General features: G+C 47.1%; 17 protein-coding genes. 7 read left to right on the top strand and 10 right to left on the bottom strand.

The features are described 5' to 3' along the window. Positions 1-5 precede the first annotated feature (5 nt). Positions 6-1175: a clostripain-related cysteine peptidase gene (locus BACPLE_RS16055; RefSeq protein WP_040313350.1), complete on the top strand. Its 1170-nt coding sequence runs from the start codon at positions 6-8 to the stop codon at positions 1173-1175. A 13-nt stretch (positions 1176-1188) separates the two neighbouring features. On the opposite strand, the gene BACPLE_RS16050 is transcribed toward BACPLE_RS16055, so the two are convergent. From BACPLE_RS16050 to BACPLE_RS16035, 4 genes are read right to left on the bottom strand one after another with little or no spacing between them, the layout of a single operon-like run. Beyond that, the gene (locus BACPLE_RS16050; RefSeq protein WP_007563900.1) at positions 1189-2016 is read right to left on the bottom strand and encodes an SDR family oxidoreductase; all 828 of its coding nucleotides are present in this window, start codon (positions 2014-2016) and stop codon (positions 1189-1191) included. Between the two features lie 11 nt (positions 2017-2027). Next, positions 2028-2642 carry a flavodoxin gene (locus BACPLE_RS16045; RefSeq protein WP_040313406.1) on the bottom strand — a complete coding sequence of 205 codons (615 nt, stop codon included), beginning with the start codon at positions 2640-2642 and terminating at the stop codon, positions 2028-2030. A gap of 10 nt (positions 2643-2652) precedes the next feature. After that, positions 2653-3702, bottom strand: coding sequence for an alpha/beta hydrolase (locus BACPLE_RS16040; protein ID WP_007563897.1), 1050 nt, complete (start codon positions 3700-3702; stop codon positions 2653-2655). Positions 3703-3722: 20 nt separating this feature from the next. Continuing rightward, positions 3723-4157: a nuclear transport factor 2 family protein gene (locus BACPLE_RS16035; RefSeq protein WP_040313349.1), complete on the bottom strand. Its 435-nt coding sequence runs from the start codon at positions 4155-4157 to the stop codon at positions 3723-3725. A 167-nt stretch (positions 4158-4324) separates the two neighbouring features. Between BACPLE_RS16035 and BACPLE_RS16030 the strand changes: the two genes are divergently transcribed. The 3 genes from BACPLE_RS16030 (at position 4325) to BACPLE_RS16020 (ending at position 8403) form a co-directional block, all read left to right on the top strand. After that, on the top strand, positions 4325-5233 hold the full coding sequence (locus tag BACPLE_RS16030; RefSeq protein ID WP_040313404.1) for a helix-turn-helix domain-containing protein: 909 nt from the start codon (positions 4325-4327) through the stop codon (positions 5231-5233). Between the two features lie 76 nt (positions 5234-5309). Further along, the gene (locus BACPLE_RS16025) at positions 5310-6206 is read left to right on the top strand and encodes a helix-turn-helix domain-containing protein (RefSeq protein ID WP_040313348.1); all 897 of its coding nucleotides are present in this window, start codon (positions 5310-5312) and stop codon (positions 6204-6206) included. 91 nt (positions 6207-6297) lie between these two features. After that, complete coding sequence (locus BACPLE_RS16020) at positions 6298-8403, top strand: hypothetical protein (protein WP_007563889.1); 2106 nt, start codon at positions 6298-6300, stop codon at positions 8401-8403. Positions 8404-8443: 40 nt separating this feature from the next. Here BACPLE_RS16020 and BACPLE_RS19380 read toward each other — a convergent pair whose 3' ends face one another. The 5 genes from BACPLE_RS19380 to BACPLE_RS16000 all read right to left on the bottom strand — a co-directional run bounded on the left by BACPLE_RS19380 (position 8444) and on the right by BACPLE_RS16000 (position 13603). After that, a complete protein-coding gene (locus tag BACPLE_RS19380; RefSeq protein ID WP_157131896.1) occupies positions 8444-8620 on the bottom strand; it encodes a hypothetical protein in 177 nt (58 codons plus the stop codon). Between the two features lie 114 nt (positions 8621-8734). Continuing rightward, a complete protein-coding gene (locus BACPLE_RS16015; RefSeq protein WP_007563887.1) occupies positions 8735-10324 on the bottom strand; it encodes an energy transducer TonB in 1590 nt (529 codons plus the stop codon). Between the two features lie 386 nt (positions 10325-10710). After that, entirely contained in the window at positions 10711-11181 is a 471-nt protein-coding gene (locus tag BACPLE_RS16010; protein WP_007563881.1) for an immunoglobulin-like domain-containing protein, read from the bottom strand. 14 nt (positions 11182-11195) lie between these two features. After that, positions 11196-11762 (bottom strand): immunoglobulin-like domain-containing protein, encoded by a 567-nt coding sequence (locus tag BACPLE_RS16005; RefSeq protein ID WP_005649261.1) that lies wholly within the window; start codon positions 11760-11762, stop codon positions 11196-11198. Between the two features lie 38 nt (positions 11763-11800). After that, positions 11801-13603 carry an FEKKY domain-containing protein gene (locus BACPLE_RS16000; protein ID WP_007563877.1) on the bottom strand — a complete coding sequence of 601 codons (1803 nt, stop codon included), beginning with the start codon at positions 13601-13603 and terminating at the stop codon, positions 11801-11803. A gap of 482 nt (positions 13604-14085) precedes the next feature. Between BACPLE_RS16000 and BACPLE_RS15990 the strand changes: the two genes are divergently transcribed. Genes BACPLE_RS15990 through BACPLE_RS15980 form a run of 3 tightly spaced genes read left to right on the top strand, consistent with a single transcriptional unit; the run spans position 14086 to position 16289 of the window. Next, a complete protein-coding gene (locus BACPLE_RS15990; protein WP_235777945.1) occupies positions 14086-14859 on the top strand; it encodes a hypothetical protein in 774 nt (257 codons plus the stop codon). 9 nt (positions 14860-14868) lie between these two features. Beyond that, positions 14869-15822, top strand: coding sequence for a SecDF P1 head subdomain-containing protein (locus BACPLE_RS15985; RefSeq protein ID WP_040313346.1), 954 nt, complete (start codon positions 14869-14871; stop codon positions 15820-15822). Next, positions 15813-16289 carry a hypothetical protein gene (locus BACPLE_RS15980; RefSeq protein WP_007563869.1) on the top strand — a complete coding sequence of 159 codons (477 nt, stop codon included), beginning with the start codon at positions 15813-15815 and terminating at the stop codon, positions 16287-16289. Before BACPLE_RS15985 ends, BACPLE_RS15980 begins: the two co-directional genes overlap by 10 nt. An 83-nt stretch (positions 16290-16372) precedes the next feature. Here the strand turns inward: BACPLE_RS15980 and BACPLE_RS15975 are convergent, their stop codons facing one another. Then, positions 16373-17092 carry a hypothetical protein gene (locus BACPLE_RS15975; protein ID WP_007563867.1) on the bottom strand — a complete coding sequence of 240 codons (720 nt, stop codon included), beginning with the start codon at positions 17090-17092 and terminating at the stop codon, positions 16373-16375. Positions 17093-17103: the final 11 nt, after the last annotated feature.

Raw genomic sequence — 17103 nt, 5'->3', positions numbered from 1 at the left:
GTTTCATGAAATTAATCCGCCTGCTTCCCATATTGCTTGTCATCGTACTCTCCTGCCTGACGAGTTGCCAGAAAGAAGAAATTCCGTCTGCCGACAACGAGCGGACACTCTTCATGTACCTGCCATGGTCTACCAACCTGACGAGTTATTTCTACCAGAATATCGACGATATGGAAGACGCCATCTCCCGCAGAGGGCTGGACAAGGAGCGGGTGCTCGTCTTTCTGTCCACCAGTTCCACGGAAGCAGAACTGTTTGAAATCACGGTCAATAACGGTACCTGCACCCGGCAGATACTGAAAGAATACACCCGCCCCGCATTTACGACCGAGGAGGGTCTCACGGGTATTCTGAACGACATGAAATCGTTTGCTCCCGCCAAAACCTACTCCCTGATTGTGGGCTGCCACGGCATGGGATGGCTGCCCGTCGCCCAAAGCAAGGCACGTGCCACTACGAAACCCCGCTATCACTGGGAGTACTCACACACTCCCCTGACCCGCTTTTTCGGGGGACTGACAGCGGAATACCAGACGGAGGTAACCACCCTCGCCGAGAGTCTCTCCAACTGCGGATTGAAAATGGAATACATTCTGTTTGACGACTGCTACATGTCTTCGCTGGAGGCAGCCTACGACCTGCGCCACGTGACCCGTCACCTGATAGCCTGCCCCACGGAAATCATGGTCTACGGCATGCCTTACTCCCACATCGGAGAATACCTGCTGGCAGAAAATCCCGACTACAGCGCCATCTGCCAGACTTTCTATCAATTCTATTCCAGTTACACATATCCCTACGGCACCATTGCCGTGACCGACTGCTCCCGACTGGACGAACTGGCTCTCCTGATGAAAGATATTCATTCCCGCCATCACTGGGAGTACTCACACACTCCCTCCATTCAGCATATGGACGGCTATTCTCCCGTGATATTCTATGATTTCGGCGATTACGTCCGTGCCCTTTGCAGCGATGATGCAGAGCAACTGGCCCAGTTTGAGACTTTGCTGGAACAAGTCGTTCCCTACAAGGCACACACCGAGAAATATTTCACTGCAGCCCGCGGCCCACTTCCCATAGAGCGTTATTCCGGCATCACCACCTCCGCACCCAGCACAAACAGTTTGGCAAGTTCCTACTCGCAGACTTCATGGTATCTGGCTACGCATTAATTATGTGTTATCTCTATTCCAGATTCGATCCATAAAAATAAGCTGCCGTAGCACCTCCGTCTACCAGAAAATCAGAGCCGGTGATAAAGGCCCCCCGGTTGCTCATCAACAGTTCGGCCACATTCGCCACCTCGTCGGCCGTGCCGGGACGATGCGCCGGACACTGGGCGAACATCTTCTTATAGAACTCCCCACGTACCCCGTTGAACTCATCAAGTGCCAGTGGAGTGACGATAATTCCCGGAGAAATGGAATTCAGACGGGCACCTCGTTCACCCCATCTCACAGCCTCCGCCATGACGCGCTTCACGTTGCAACGTTTCGCCAGCTGGTAGGCATGGAGCGTATCGCGAATGTGCGAGGGTTGCAGTACCTCCAGATTCAGCAATTCTTCCGTCGGTGTGCAAGCCAGTTGCGCGTCTATCTCGGCACCAAGGGCCGGCAAGCGGTGTCCGGATTGACTGGATATCGTAACACCCGTTCCACCCTGCCGGATAACTTTCCCAACTTCTTCCAGCAATACCGCCGTACCGTACAAGTCGACTTTCAGAATGGTCTCGACAGAGGCTTGCGAAGGAGACACTCCTGCCGCATTGACCAGCATGGCTATCTCTCCATATTGCTGCGCCATCTCAATCAGTCCGAGAATGGAGGCGCGCGACGACAAATCCATCTCCACCGGAAGCACATCAAATCCGGCACGGTTCATCGTATCGGCCACGGCCTGCGCATTCTCCATCCGCTTGTCGCCGACCACAATCTTCATTCCATATCCCATTCGCCGGGCTATCGCCATACCGATTTGTCCGGCACCCGTAAGCAACATTACTTCTTTTTTCATCTTGTCTCCTTTTAATATTTCAATTTTTGAAGCCAGTGTTCCACGCTCTTCCGTGCCTGTTCAGGCGAGTTCTGTGCCACAGACCCTCTCACGGCCAGCCCTTCCAATAGGGTAGCCCCCTGACAAGCCTGCTGCAACTTGCGCTCTGTCCCCGAAAGCCCGCTTCCTTCGTGCGTGCAGAAAGGGATGACCGTCTTGTTCTTCCAGCCATGCCGCTCAATGAACGTATAGACAGCCATCGGCATATCTCCCCACCAGTTAGAATAGCCAATAAAGATAACGTCATAGTCTTCTACCGCCACATCTCCCTTCACGGCCGGACGAGCCTGGTTGTGAAGCTCTGTTTTTGCCACCTTTATACACTCCGTATAATCTTCCGGATAAGGCCGTACCGGTTCAATATGGAAAAGAGTGCCACCCGTTTTGGCAGCTATCATTTCAGCAAGGATGTGAGTATTTCCCTTTTCAATGTATCCTACTTCATAGTTCTCTCCCGCCCGGGAAAAGAACGCCACAAGAATTTTCTTTGTATTCATAATCTGCTTTTTTTGAGAAGTCTGCGCACACGAAGTGAACTGCCACATGGCCAGCCACATCATGACAAGTATCCTTAATGTATGTTTCATATCCATTGTTTTATTGCAAGGTCCGTTTAAAGAAATCCGTCAGTTTCTGCACTGCCGGACCAACCGCTCCCGGCTTGTCATAAAGGTCGATATGAGAATAACCTGCAACGACAAACACCTCCTTGTCTTTTCCCGGCAAAGCCTGATAAAAACGTGTTGTCTGCCATTCGGAATCAGCCTTATCTCCTACCACCAGCAAGACAGGTTGTGTCAGCAGATAACTGTTTTCGATGGCAGAAAAAGCCATCTTGGTAGCCTGACTCCTGCGCAGGTAGAAGTTATCGGCCCGAGGATGCCAGGCACGGGAAGTACGGTAATACTCATATCCCTCACGGAAAGAAGGGGCCGTTTCTTCGGTCGGTTCAGGACACATATACACCTTCATCAGTTCCGCACCCCGTGCTTCACGGGTACGTTGTGCCGATACGTCTTCCAGCAACTTTATCTGTTCTTCCACCGTACGGCCACGCAACCAGCTTTCCCGGTTGGCTGCACCGATATCGGCCGCACTCACTCCGGCTACGGCACGAATACGACGCTCGGTAGGAGCCGTAGCAATGACATATCCTCCTCCAGCACACAAACCCAACGCTCCGATACGATGCTCATCCACAAACGGAAGAGTCACCAGGTAATCCACGGCATAGCGAATATCTTCCACACGCTCATAAGGTGCTTCCGACCAATGAGGCGTTCCCCCGCTTTCACCGGCATAAGCCGCATCGAAAGCCAGAGTCACGAAACCGTTCTCCGCCAACCGATACGCATACAGTCCGGCCGATTGTTCCTTCACACTTCCCGCAGGATGAATACTGAGAATAGCCGGATAGCACTGCGAACCATCGAAGTTCTTTGGCAAGAACAAATTGCCCACCAGCACAATCTGGTTACTGCGTAAAAAAGAGACCTTGCGGACGGTCACCCCGCTGGTCGTATCAACGGGTGTCACCACATATGCTTCTGTCTGCGGTACGCCGGGCAAACCATCATGCTGTTCCTGCGCCTGCACTCCCACAATAGCACAAAGTCTCATCCAGACAAATAAAAAAATCTTTTTCATCTTTACTCCGTTTATATCAGTTAAACCAATGGAGGAACTGCTGCATACACAAAATGCTGTTCCCGTTCGGCAATCCACCAGCGGCCATCCACTTTCACATATTTATCATAATAACGTACGGCATACATCGTCAACCGGTCGTTTCCATCTGCTTCCGTCACAAGCGTTGCAATGGCATAACAGATACCCGTGGCATGCGTATCGTCCACAAAGTCAACTACCTGCTGACCGTTCTGATGAAACGAAGCCTTGGCAGTTCCGAATGCCTTGTATTGTGCAATCATATCTTCCACATTATGGATATCCATAATATGTTTGTCTCCCATATACACTTTCAACTTCACATCAGGACGAAACAGGTTACGATAGTAATCCTGATTGTTTTTATCCGATTCCGTCGCATAACGGTCCACTAAATCTTTCAAAGCCATACGGCTCTCCATTTCCTGTGTCATAGTTCTATAATATTTATCTGTTAATGTTATGGCAAAAGTAATCCGTACCATTTTATCCGTTGTTATACAAAACACAGAATCCCTGCATGAAAACACGGATTTCAGGAACAACGAAAACCAAAAACCGGAATCCTTTCGTACTTTTGTCGTCAGAAACAGTAGAAACGATGAAAACATCCTTATTAAACATCGAAACCGTTACGGAGTACGACGACATGCTCGGCGTAGAAACTCTGCATCCGCTGGTCAGCGTGATTGATCTTTCACAGGCCAAACCGATGCACCACATGCGGCATACGTTCAGCTTTTACGTGATTTTTCTGAAAGACGAAAAGAACTGCGACCTGATTTACGGCCGCCAGCGATACGATTACCAGAAAGGCTCGGTGGTCTGTCTGGCACCCGGACAAGTGATCGGCATAGAAGATACGGGCGAAACGTTCCAGCCGCAAGGCTATGCGCTGTGCTTTCATCCCGACCTGATTCGCGGCACCAACCTCGGACGCACTATCAAGGAATACACGTTCTTCTCGTATGAAGTGAACGAAGCCTTGCACCTCTCGGAACGGGAACGACACACCTTCATCGACTGCCTGCAGAACATTCAGGAGGAATTGCAACACAGTGTGGACAGGATGAGCAAACGGCTGATTACCAACCACATCGAATTGCTGCTCAACTATTGCCTGCGCTTCTACGAAAGGCAGTTCATCACCCGTCAGGATGCCCACCGCGACATTCTAACCCGTTTCGAAACATTCCTGGACCAATATTTCACGGGAGACAATGCCGCACAAAAGGGATTGCCCAGCGTGAAACACTGCGCAAGCGAACTTTGCCTGTCAACCAACTATTTTGGCGACCTTATCAAAAAAGAAACAGGCAGAACCGCCCTGGAATATATACAAGACAAAATTATCAGCATCGCCAAAGAACAGCTGCTTCTCCCCTCGGAGTCCATCAGTCAGATAGCCTATCAACTCGGTTTCCAGTACCCGCAGCACTTCACTCGTATATTCAAGAAAACCACCGGAATGACTCCCAATGAATACCGGAGCAAAGCGGAGTATAAATAATACAATATTTTTCATCCGCCATAAGAAAGAGGAAGCACAGAATTCATTACATTTGCAGAAACCAAACCCGATATTTATGAATCGCAGACTACTATCCGTCACCGTGTTTCTGGCACTGATGCTGACTTCCCTGCTGGCCGGACGCCATAACTACCACGTGACACGAAACGAAATAACAGCCGACCTGAATCAGGCACTGGCACTGACTTTACTGGAAAAGAAGGAGCCCATTGTGACACAAGACACGATACGGGCATACAAGCAGCTCCGGCGTACTTCGGGCGGACAGGTACTGATTGCCGTGTCCGATGAACGGTTCTGCCGACACCTGAAGAACCGGCGACTGAAGGAAACCTCTTTCCTCACGTTCGACGTGGTGGACAAGGAATATCAGGGCGGTTCGACGGATGGACAGGCCATCTACAGCGATACACTGATGATAAGAAACGAACACGCAGGCGAGACACTGGCCCTGAAAGGCTATACCCGTCTGTCGGCAGCGGCTGTATTCGGCATGTCCGACCAGCGCTTGCCTGCCGGACTGATGGCAGCGGCTATCCTCTGGGCCATCGGTTCGATGCTGTACTTACGGAAAAGAGAGAAAGAGAATCTGGTGCTGCAACCCGTCGGAGGATGCAGACAACCGGCTGAAGATGGTACACAATCTGCCGAAGATTTCGGGGGACTGACGTATTCGGATGCGGACGACCGTTTCTACGGCGCCGACCACACGCCTATCCGCTTCACCCCCATGCAACAGCAACTGATGCGGCTGTTCTGGCAGTCACCTTCCCACTCCATCTCGAAAGAGGAAATCTGTGCGGCACTCTGGCCCAAGAAAGACGATGCCAACGATACGCTCTACACCCTTATCCGCCGGTTGAAACCCATTGTAGAGGAGCATACACGGCTGAAAATCGTGGCCGACAGAGGACGAAACTATTCCTTGGAAATCAACGAATTGAAAAGCTGACAGCGAATTGTCAGGCAAATGTCAGCGTCGGTTTTTGACGCCTTCGTGACGGCCTCTTACTTTTGTTCCTGAAATTTACACACAGGAACAAATGAACGCACTCAGATTACTTTTCCAGCAGGAGGCCGAAAACCGGCTTCTGCTGACCGTCTCCCGATTTCTGGCCAGCATCTTTCTTCTTTTATTGCTGGCCTTCCCCACTCTCGCACAAGAAGTAGCCTCCACCGTGGAACTAGGCGAAGTGGAAGTCAAAGCCGACCGGATTATCCACAAGACCGACGGCCTGCTGCTCTATCCCTCCGAACAGCAGAAAGCTTCTTCCCGCTCGGGCTACAGTCTGCTCCAACAACTCACCCTCCCCAATATCCGTGTGGACGAGGTGACCCACAGCATCTCGGCCATCGACCAGCGGGGAAGTGTACAGATTCGCATCAACGGCATCATTGCAGACAAGGCAGAGATGCTGTCGCTCGACCCGAAGAGCATCCGCAAGATTGACTTCATCGACAACCCCGGCGTACGTTATGGCGACGGCATTGCCTACGTCATTGACATCACTACCCGACGGGCGGACAACGGATATACTTTAGGAACCTCGCTCACCCAGGCACTGACTACCCGCGACGGCGATTACACGGTGTACGGCAAATGGAACACGAGAAAGAGTGAGCTGTCGCTGAACTACAGCTTCGGCTACCGGGATTTTAAAGGAATACGGAAGGAGGAAACCGCACACTACCACCTGAACGACGGTTCCATTTATACCATCCAGCGCAACGATCTCGCCTCGCGCAACCGGAGCCTGAGCAACCAGATGAAACTGACCTACAACCTGGCCGACTCCAGCCGCTACGTGTTCCAGGCTTCACTGAGCGGCGACTTCAGTCACGTGCCGGGCGATTTCAGCCAGAAACAGATTGTGGACGGGACACAGACGTACACCGCCCTCGAACAGCAACAAAGCCAAAGCAGCAGTCCGGTACTCGACCTCTACTATTTCCAGCAGTTCTCTCCCCGGCAGTCGCTTACCCTCAATGCCGTGGGCACGTACATCGGCACCCGCTCTTCCGACAGCTACGACGAAGGTTCGCCCTACCGTTACGACGTGGACGGACGCACCTACTCCCTGCTGAGCGAAGCCATCTATGAAAACCGGTTGAAGCCCTTCACCCTTTCTGCCGGCCTCAACTACAGCCAGAAATACACAAACAATGAATACACGGGCGATGTTTCTTCCGTCACCCCCATGCACCACAACCGCGTGTATCTGTTTTCGGAAATCAAGGGAACGTGGGGCAAGCTACGCTACTCGGCAGGTATCGGAGGCAGTTACCTGCACTACCGTCAGCAAGCCCATTCGTACGATTACTGGAGTTTCTGTCCGAAAGCAGCCCTGAGCTACAACTTCACCCACTCTCTGCAACTGAGTTACAATTTCCAGCTGAACGAACGCACCTCACGGGTGGCCATGATCAGCGATGCCGCCATCCGCACCAACCGCATGGAATGGACCGTAGGCAGTCCCGACCTCAAGCCCAACCGGGAGACGTATCACACCCTCCGGCTGTCGTACAACGACTCCCGTCTGCAAGTCAATCTGCAAGGCTTCTACAAGAAATGTCCTCACCCCAACATGGCGGTGTACGAACGCACGTCCGACGACCGGTTCATCTACACCCAGCGCAACCAGAAAGAGATTGACGCCCTGCACGCCATGGCCTACGCAAGCTACTGGCTGATGCCGGAAAAGCTCTCCGTCACGGCATACGGGGGACTGTTCCGCTGCTTCAACTTCGGCCACGACTACACACACTGCTACACGTCTTACTTTGCCACGGGAGCCCTCAACGCCTACTTAGGCAATCTCTCCCTCCATGCCTACGCCGACAACGGTTCCCGCTTTCTGGAAGGGGAAACCAAAGGCTACAGCGGAGGCGACATCGCCCTGAAGGCCGCCTACAGCTACAAAGACTGGCAGTTTGCCCTTATCTGGCAACAGCCCTTTCAACACAAATACAAAATGTTCGAATCGGAAGTCCTGAACCGGAACCTCCAGAAGACCACCGCCCTCTACAGTCGCGACGCCTGCAATCTCGTCAACCTGACCGTGACGTGGCGTCTGACCAAAGGACGCAAGTTCCGCGCTGTCAACCGCTCCATCCAGCTGAAGGACAGTGACACGGGGATTATCCGATGAAAAAATTCTCAGGTAAGTATTCCGCTTGCCTGAGAATTTTTCAATGACTTGCACGCTGCAACCACCGGTTACAGCCGTTTCCCAATAGTACGCCCAGAAATGCGCTCACAAAGATGCACCAATCATCGACAAGGCCCATCCATTGTGTGACGAACAGACAGAGACTGCACACTACGGCACTAACCACCAAGCTCCATAACAACGGTTTCATTTTCATAGGCATTTGTTTTGATTACAGTCGTAAAGATACAAAAACTTACCTAAAAACGGCTTTTTGAGAAAGAAATAATTATTTCTGACAGACTTATTTTTCTAAACTACTCCGATAAAATCAAGGAACCTTGGCGGCACGCTCGAAAGTAACCGGAATGGCATACCTCACTTTCTCCGGTTTTCCGCTTTGCCGTCCCGGTTTCCATTTCGGCATCAGCTTCACTACCCGAAGAGCCTCTTCGTCCAATGCCGGATTCAGTCCCCGCACCACCACCGGATGAATAATATTTCCTTCTTCATCTATCACAAACTGTACGATGACCCGAGGAATTACAACCGTTTCAGGCACAAGCGATTTGTCATAGTTCAGGTTCTTCCGAATAAAATCCATCAAGGCCGACATGCCCCCGGGAAACTCCGGCATCTCCTCTACCACGTCATACGCAATATCCATATCCTTTTCCTCAGCCACTTCCTGCAAAGGCTTTGAAGAAGGCTCTTTGTCCGCAGCATCCCGCTCTTTCACCTCGTTGCCAATCCGAAATTCCGCAGCAAAATACCAGTCGCGATAATTATCCCCAATATCCATTTCCTTCACCACACGATAGACGCCGGGCGTAAGCATACGAAGTGACGGATACAAACTGGCAGAAAAGGGATAAATCTTATTGGATGGAAGAAAACGTTCTTCAAGTGTCCAAACCGTTGCTCCAGGCAAAAACAACCATTTTTCCCCTTCCTTCCGAAGCACCCAGTACGGCGACCCCATTGAGATGCTCTGTCCGCTCCGGTTCACGATTCTCACTGCCACGGATTCCGTATTTGGCGGATACACCGCCTTCTCCGTGTACATCTTGATGCCGAAAGTATCCGTACACATTGGTTGAGTAAAATAAGTAGCCACATCCTCTTTCCCGTTGTTCACCACGATTGCCGCATAATTCAGCACCTTCTGCCGGAACTCTTTCTGCAATGCCTCCGAGTTCACCATCCACGACATATACAGCGTGTCATTATCCTGGAATCCCCCAGAATTCAGGTTTTCTATGACACGGTCCTTGGGATGCTTCTCCCTGTACCGGCTAATTTTGTCGAGCAGTTTCCGGTGCTGAGCCTTGGATACGAGTTCAAACTCCGCGTATGCCGTACGTGTATTCCGGCTGAATGATTTGTAAATGCGATACCTGCCGGGGCGGTTCTTGTCCGTATAGAAGTGAATGGTCTGCCGGTGTGTAGGATTATCGGGCGTAAACACCCACAACACATCGTTGATTATCGGACTGGTAGGCTGAGGTTCCCATTGCTTTAGTGCTTCATTGTAATATACCAGACTGTACCCTTCTCCACTGTCATACTCCCGGTTCGCACGACTGGTAATGAAGACCTTGACCTTGGAAGTCGCTACAGGATAATAATCATATTCTGTATGCATATAAAGCGAATCCGCAGAAAGAGGACGGCCGGAAGGAATATCCCGTGCCACCGGTTCCAGCACCATCGCCACCGGTTGAGGCGGAGTGTCTGTAGAAGTTTCCGTATCCGGCTCCTCTGCTGCAAGCGTATCATCCGTTACTTCCGGACTCTGTACTGCCGGAGGAGTCTCCTTTACCAAAGCAACATCCGATTGTGCTTTTCGTTTGCCCGTGCAGCCGACATACATCATGCAAGCCACCGCCACAAACAATTGAAAAAATGCATTTGTTTTCATAGGCTATTGGGATAATTAATTTGTATTCCGCACAGAAGGTTCAAACGCCACAGGAAAAACGAACTTTACGTTCCGGTTCTTCCCGGCCTGTCTGCCCGATTTCCATTTCGGCATCAGACTGACAATGCGCAGGGCTTCTTCATCCAACGTCGGATTTGTACTCTACAACACCATAGGGTTCGTAGCATTTCCCTTCTTGTCTACTACTATTTGAATGAAGACACGCTCCCTCTTTTTAGCCTTGTCATGCCGCAGGTTTTTCCGAATGAACTCCATTAAAGCAGGCATACCACCGAGAAACTCCGACATCTCCTCCACTACCTGATAAACTGTTTGCTCATCTTCCTTTCATTGTATTATCGATTTTTCCGTAAAACAAATTTCCGTTATTTATCTATCCAGAACTCGGCACTTACTGTAATTTCTTCCCTCCCGTCATGGAATGATTGAATAATCCGATATTTTCCGGATGTAATCTTATAGCAACTGACAGGATAACTAAAACAATAATAATCAGGAGCAAAGTTTAACTGCATACCTACATCTCCAAAGCCATACATTCCATTCATCTTTGCACCCATCCACGAACCGTTTTCCCATTTCTGCAACGTCCAGTCACCACCAAAAATCAGCGACTTACGCTTAGGATTCAATAGGATTGCATACACATTCTTCGTATCAAGCGGATAATGGTTCTGTATCATATTCATCCGCACAGTAGTCCCTAACGTATCACAGTTCAGGCATTGTGCATCGGCAGGTCCAATCTGCACAACCTGTTTTTTTGATGCCGTGCGATTGCATCCCAGTCCGCATATGGCCATCATCGCCACGAAATAAATATACCAGTTTTTCATACTCCACACATTTTTTATTTAACCTCAAAACTGTCTGTCAAAAGAATGTGTTCATCACCTCTACTAAATGATTTCTGAACACGGTATTTCCCTTTTGGAATGCAATATTCATTCAGTTTATAACGGAAGCAATACAGCAAAGGAGCCTTCTTTATCATAAACGCATCACTATTCCATACAATCGTATAGGAGGTATCCTTTTGCTCCGGCGGACACCATTTATAATTTTTCCACAAATAGAAACGCATATCCCGTCCGAACTCCAACGGAATGTCCGTCGGATTGCTTACAAATACATTAATCACGGGCACATTTTCTGTATATACTTCATATTCTGTCCACAGACGGGTTTCTCCGTTATATGCTTCAGGTAAATCTTTTGTATACCAAAGTTGACACTGACGTAATTCGTATGTTACTGTATCTTGAAATGAAGCACAAGTATCAGCAACCACAATGGATGTCATGCTGTCCGCACCTCCGATAACAGCTGTAGAGGTAGCCTCCTGTACAGGCTGTCCGGGCTTATTTACACAGGCCGCCAGCAAAATCAATATGACACATGCAATCTCTTTTCTCATATTCATTCCATTTTAATGAAAACAATTATTCCTTTTATCTATTTCATCAGTATCGGTTTATCACACGGTGTATAGCCGATAACCAGCACATCAGTATCTGGATTAACAGTAGCAGAAGAATCCAGTTTATATTGAACTACAAGTGTATCTTTACCTGCCTTCAATAAAGTAGGGACATTCATCACCTTTTTAAAAGCATCCAACGCTGTTTTCCGAAACGACCGGTTGCTGCAAGAAATGATTTTCGGTTGCACGATATATCCGTTACTGTCCACTGCATATTCAATGCGAAGCAGACACTCTTTTCTCTTGCTCAGCAACTTTACCGGATACTTGCTTTCCTTATGTAAAGTCTTGATAAACCATTTATAGTCACGAAATTCATCTAAAGATTTATCCAGACCAAATATACCTTTCGGAGCCTCCTTGCGCCATGAAGTGCCAAACTTCTTATCCAGATAATCAAAAACCACCTGATTATAAGCTGTCAGCAGATGATTGGGAACACCCAGATAACAGTCCAGTGTTCCATCCTTCTTCAATGGATAAGAAACGTCACAACTCACACCATACTTCTCCCAGAAAAAGTGTGTGCGGATTTTCTGTTCCTGCCCTTCCGGTATTACCCGGCGCAGCTTGGGATGTCCCTTGAGGATGTTTTCTTTCGACAACTCCGGCGAACAGTCATATTTCAAAATATAATCATACCATAAAGGAAGCACCATACGCAGCGTGTCATTATGCTGCGAAGGGAGAGTTATTACCGTATCACAAGGAGCCAGTCCCACATATTCAGCTTTCAGATGATAAGTTCCGGCCTCCAGTCCCGTTATCCGGAAGCAGCCGGTGGAATCTGTCAGCCATCCTTGAAACGGTTGTTCAACCATGCTCAAATTGGAACCAACCAGCACAGCATGTACCACATCATAAGGAGGACGTTGACGGACGGATTCACCATACACCCGACCCACAATCGTGTATTTTGCAGAATCACCCTTATTATGCGTTATATCTCCCCTCAAAGGCATAGTAAAATTCCGATATTCGCCCGTGTACTTTCCATTGATAAAGAGCACCTCCCACGGATAAATGGATTTAAGTGTTTCTTTGAGGGCAAGAGCCAGCGGATGATTTATGCCGTCTATTTTTTCTCGTGAAGAACGCAGAAAGATAAAACGTACATTACAGTCTACGAAGTGACCGTCTTCCGTCATCTGAAAATTACTTATCGAAAAAATAATCCGTTCTCCCTGATATTCAGGAAACCGTTCCCAAGGAAACCGACGCACGATTTCCCCTTGTGCCTTCATCAGATTCAATCCGGCTCCCCGGTAATTATGATAAGTCTTAGTTTCCAGCACTTTACCGCTCCGAACGGTCAGTACCCGTTCCGTTTCCATGTTGCGGTCGAACCCGTCATGCACGTATCTCACCACATCTCCTTTTCCGGCCCGAAGTTCCCCACTGAACCAGCGGGCTTGAATTTCTCCAGCCTGACAATAAGCCGCAAAAAGCGGCTGCAAGTCTTTCACCTCATACACCCGTGTAGATTTCTTCTTGCCGACCTCTTCATAGACATCCGCCTCTACCCGTTGCAGGCAAAGATACCCGTCACGCACCTCCCAGAAAGCGGTATAGCCGCTATAATTGCCCGTAGACCGAGTGACATTTTCCGGAAGAAAATCATCCATCCGCCTGCATAGCAGGGAGTCGTATCCTATGGGCTTTGCCATCAAAACCCATTCTTCTCCTTCCAGACGAATCACATCGCCCGATTGCCCTGTGGCTTTGAGCGTCAACATCACACCGCACAGCAGAACAAACAGTATCACTTTCTTCATACGTATCTGATTGTTAGGTAAATCTGGTTTTTAAAGATACGGAAAAGAAACGGCATTTCAAAGTTGGGAAAGGAATTAGGAAAACGAAGCCCTGTTTTCCGGGAAATACCGGTTTTATTTTTTACGTCTCCCGACCCTGAACCGTATGTTTTCAAAAGCAGAAACATATGGTTCCGCACCGAAGAACATACGTTTCCTTTGTGGAAAACATAGAAAACTCCTTGAAGAAGTGGAGTCTTCCCCAAAGCGTTTTGACATTCGGTTAAAACAAAATAGAAATGTAAATCTGTGCCGTTTTTTTCATATATTTGCTTTCACACCATAAAACGACCTTTATGACCAAAAAAATCATCACACTGCTATCAACCGCCTTGCTGTTATGCAATAGCCTTTTTGCCCAGTCATCCGGCACAGACACCTTTCAGTTAGAAAAAAATACGAACGGGCATTATATTTTTAAGACGAAAATCAATCATCAGCTCATGGCAACAATCCTTCTGGAATCAGGTATCCATGTAATGTTAATAGATTCTCTTTATGCTTTTGAAAACAACCGGCACCTCAACCTGGATTTTGTCAAAACCAAAAGATATGAAAGGATGAATCTGGGAGGCAGAAAATACAAAATAACGCACAAGACGACAGGAACCATACAACTGGGCGATAATGCGGAATACAGCGGCGAAATATTTGTACTGTCAAATTATCAGTCGGGCCACGACATGGCCATTCCCATACAACGCATCAGCCACTCTAACGACGGGGCCCATATCATAAAATTAGATATGAAAAATTACAGGCTTCAGGTTTTGAACAGAAAACTATTCAGTTCGGAATCCACAAATTACAGCACCGTCGCCATCAATTACGACACTTACCAGAACATGCCTGCCGTAAGAACAGACCTGTGTTTCAAGCAAAAGGGTAAAAGATATACTCTATCAGGAAATTTTGTGCTGGATTTAGGGAACGCATCCTTCCTTTTCCTGATGAAACAGAATCCTGCCGTTCAGGATTTTTTGAAAAACAATACGGAACTCAAGATACAGACAGCTTATAACAAGAAAGGAGTGCCTGTTGGAGAAGCCATAGTTGCAGAGCAAGCCAATTTCTGCAAGAAGAGTTTTAAGCAACAAATCATTGCCATCACCCCTGCATTGCCTAAATTTACCACCGAAGGATGTATCGGCCTGAAATTCTTTGACGGTTCAATATCCGTATTTGATTTTGACAAACATGAATTTCATTTTCAATGAATCTCAATTATGGATACAAGAAATACAATATTACTTTCACTGGTTCTTTTATGCATGCTCATCTCCCCAGCCAGCAGTCAGACACCGCACAGAGAAAACGGATGGTATCGTATAGAAAAAAGCGATACATTATCCACAATGCCTATTGTGACAGTGAAAGATTTCGTCGGATTACAGCTTGAAAAAGATATGAAAGGCGCTTATGTTATTACCGGGCGGATAAGTAAACATAAACGTCACAAATGGGCAACAGAGACAGGAAGAGCCATCGGCCGGCAATTTGCTTTCGTACTTAACGATTCAATCATTAGCACTCCACATGTTATCACTCAAATCGATGACGGGAGTTTTATGATTTCCTCCTTATTTGACAAGGCCTTACCTGCCATTTACCCAAAGCTGGTAAAGGAAAAATCCGATTCCATTGATGCGATTTTCAGCGGATGGGAAAAAGATTCCCTGTATTACATCTGGACTCCGGCACAACAAGATTCCCTGAAAATGACCATGGATTACTGGGAGGCTAAGGCATGGATAGATTTAAGTACCCGGCCTGAAGAACACCTCTGGTACAGCATACAAGATTCCACAGAATACAAGAAACGGGAAGAAGCGCTCATCAAGGAACTGGAACAGCCAAATTTCAACAGTCATGCATCCGACTATATGAAATCCCAAGCTTATCAGGATTTCAAACAATACATAAACAATCACCCGGAATACATTGCCCTGTTGTGCCAAGGTTTTCTCTTCAAGAACATCAAAGGACTGCATGGTTACCTGATAGATGACATTATCCAGTCAAGGTATCCCTCTGCCCCAAGCATCAGAACGTACGTAGATAAGACCACCAACGTGGATGATGAAAAATTTGCCGTTTATCAATGGCAACGGAAAGTCTGGCTTCTGATGAACGAGGAAAAAGAAACGTTTCTTGATCAAATTGATAAAGTATGGAAATAACATTATGTGTAATAATCTCAAGAGAAATTTCTACTTTTAGTATCCATTCAGATGCTGTCAGTGCATTTGAGAGTTTATTATCAAATGGGCTGCTTAGATTAAAAACAGATCTAGTTGAAAGTTTATGCATAGCATTTATATGTGTGTCACCTCCGTTCAGCAAGTTCTTTAAAGTTCATCGTCCTAAATATTATGAGGATAAAACTTTGAAATGTAAGGGCTCTGTAACTCCTGAGGTAAGAATGTATAAGTGTCTCACGGCAGATTTTGTGGTGGATTTCGAAGGTTATTTTAAGCTGAAAACGAAAGAAGAATGTCTCAAATTTTTAGCCCTTTCATTTGTGAACTTTTTAAAGGACTTAAAATACCCGGGGAAACTGAAGAAATTCGAAAAAGATAAATTACTTCAGACAGTAAAAAACACCTTTATAGAAAATTCCATCATATCAGCGCATGATGACATATAGTTCATAAGAAGCTTATAGAATTGCTTTTACATACAAAATATCGCAGTAACTAATGTCCGCTTATTGGAACAACTAATCATATACTATTTGAATATCTCTATGAATTGCTTCCAAAAAGACTTTTCAGGAATGCCCGAAGTACAGAAATGAGCTTCTTTTAATCTTATTATTCTTTTATCTTTCATATTGGAAGCAACCAACCGGATAAAAGAATCCCGATTTTCAAACTTTGCATACAATTCTGCACGCCATTCATCGGGGGATTTTGAAAATAGCTTTTGAAAACGCAGCACATCCCAATGCCTGATTTCAGCATCTATCTCTTTTTTCGCCTTATCCATTAAATACTTGTCGTCTAAAAAAAGAGCCAAGGCAAGTTTAAACTCAAAAATACGGTACAAATTAATCGGATTATGTTTCGGGATTAATGAAGAAGATAGTTGATCAAGCCATTTCCATACATCACTGGTCATAACTTTATCTTTGAAAAATAGCCCAAATTGTTTCCCGGCAAAATCGGAAGCACTTTGAAACAATCTGTCATGAGATACATAATCTATAAAAAACTGGGTTCCATTCTTACCCCAAAGTTCTGTGTAAAAAACGGGGATGTTTCTTTTTTGTACGGAATCCTCCCATAATGGCAGGCATTCGAAGATAATACGATATTGTTTTGAAAAGATTTTATCAATCCTTAATCCCCACAAAACGATATCAACCTTCATATATAAAGTAGAAGGTGTATAAGGAGATAAAATAGGAAATCTCTCTTGCCAGTCGTCAATTATTTCTTTTTCTACCATGATTGTTTTTA

Origin of the sequence: Phocaeicola plebeius DSM 17135, assembly GCF_000187895.1 — a bacterium.
Classification (GTDB): Bacteria; Bacteroidota; Bacteroidia; order Bacteroidales; family Bacteroidaceae; genus Phocaeicola; species Phocaeicola plebeius.
Note: the sequence above shows the minus strand (reverse complement) of the source record. Positions and strands in the feature narration are given on the sequence as shown.

Coding starts and splice junctions, on each gene's coding strand:
- BACPLE_RS16055 (WP_040313350.1), top strand. CDS start 6: ATGAAATTAATCCGCCTGCTTCCCATATTGCTTGTCATCGTACTCTCC.
- BACPLE_RS16050 (WP_007563900.1), bottom strand. CDS start 2,016: ATGAAAAAAGAAGTAATGTTGCTTACGGGTGCCGGACAAATCGGTATG.
- BACPLE_RS16045 (WP_040313406.1), bottom strand. CDS start 2,642: ATGAAACATACATTAAGGATACTTGTCATGATGTGGCTGGCCATGTGG.
- BACPLE_RS16040 (WP_007563897.1), bottom strand. CDS start 3,702: ATGAAAAAGATTTTTTTATTTGTCTGGATGAGACTTTGTGCTATTGTG.
- BACPLE_RS16035 (WP_040313349.1), bottom strand. CDS start 4,157: ATGACACAGGAAATGGAGAGCCGTATGGCTTTGAAAGATTTAGTGGAC.
- BACPLE_RS16030 (WP_040313404.1), top strand. CDS start 4,325: ATGAAAACATCCTTATTAAACATCGAAACCGTTACGGAGTACGACGAC.
- BACPLE_RS16025 (WP_040313348.1), top strand. CDS start 5,310: ATGAATCGCAGACTACTATCCGTCACCGTGTTTCTGGCACTGATGCTG.
- BACPLE_RS16020 (WP_007563889.1), top strand. CDS start 6,298: ATGAACGCACTCAGATTACTTTTCCAGCAGGAGGCCGAAAACCGGCTT.
- BACPLE_RS19380 (WP_157131896.1), bottom strand. CDS start 8,620: ATGAAAATGAAACCGTTGTTATGGAGCTTGGTGGTTAGTGCCGTAGTG.
- BACPLE_RS16015 (WP_007563887.1), bottom strand. CDS start 10,324: ATGAAAACAAATGCATTTTTTCAATTGTTTGTGGCGGTGGCTTGCATG.
- BACPLE_RS16010 (WP_007563881.1), bottom strand. CDS start 11,181: ATGAAAAACTGGTATATTTATTTCGTGGCGATGATGGCCATATGCGGA.
- BACPLE_RS16005 (WP_005649261.1), bottom strand. CDS start 11,762: ATGAGAAAAGAGATTGCATGTGTCATATTGATTTTGCTGGCGGCCTGT.
- BACPLE_RS16000 (WP_007563877.1), bottom strand. CDS start 13,603: ATGAAGAAAGTGATACTGTTTGTTCTGCTGTGCGGTGTGATGTTGACG.
- BACPLE_RS15990 (WP_235777945.1), top strand. CDS start 14,086: ATGGCAACAATCCTTCTGGAATCAGGTATCCATGTAATGTTAATAGAT.
- BACPLE_RS15985 (WP_040313346.1), top strand. CDS start 14,869: ATGGATACAAGAAATACAATATTACTTTCACTGGTTCTTTTATGCATG.
- BACPLE_RS15980 (WP_007563869.1), top strand. CDS start 15,813: ATGGAAATAACATTATGTGTAATAATCTCAAGAGAAATTTCTACTTTT.
- BACPLE_RS15975 (WP_007563867.1), bottom strand. CDS start 17,092: ATGGTAGAAAAAGAAATAATTGACGACTGGCAAGAGAGATTTCCTATT.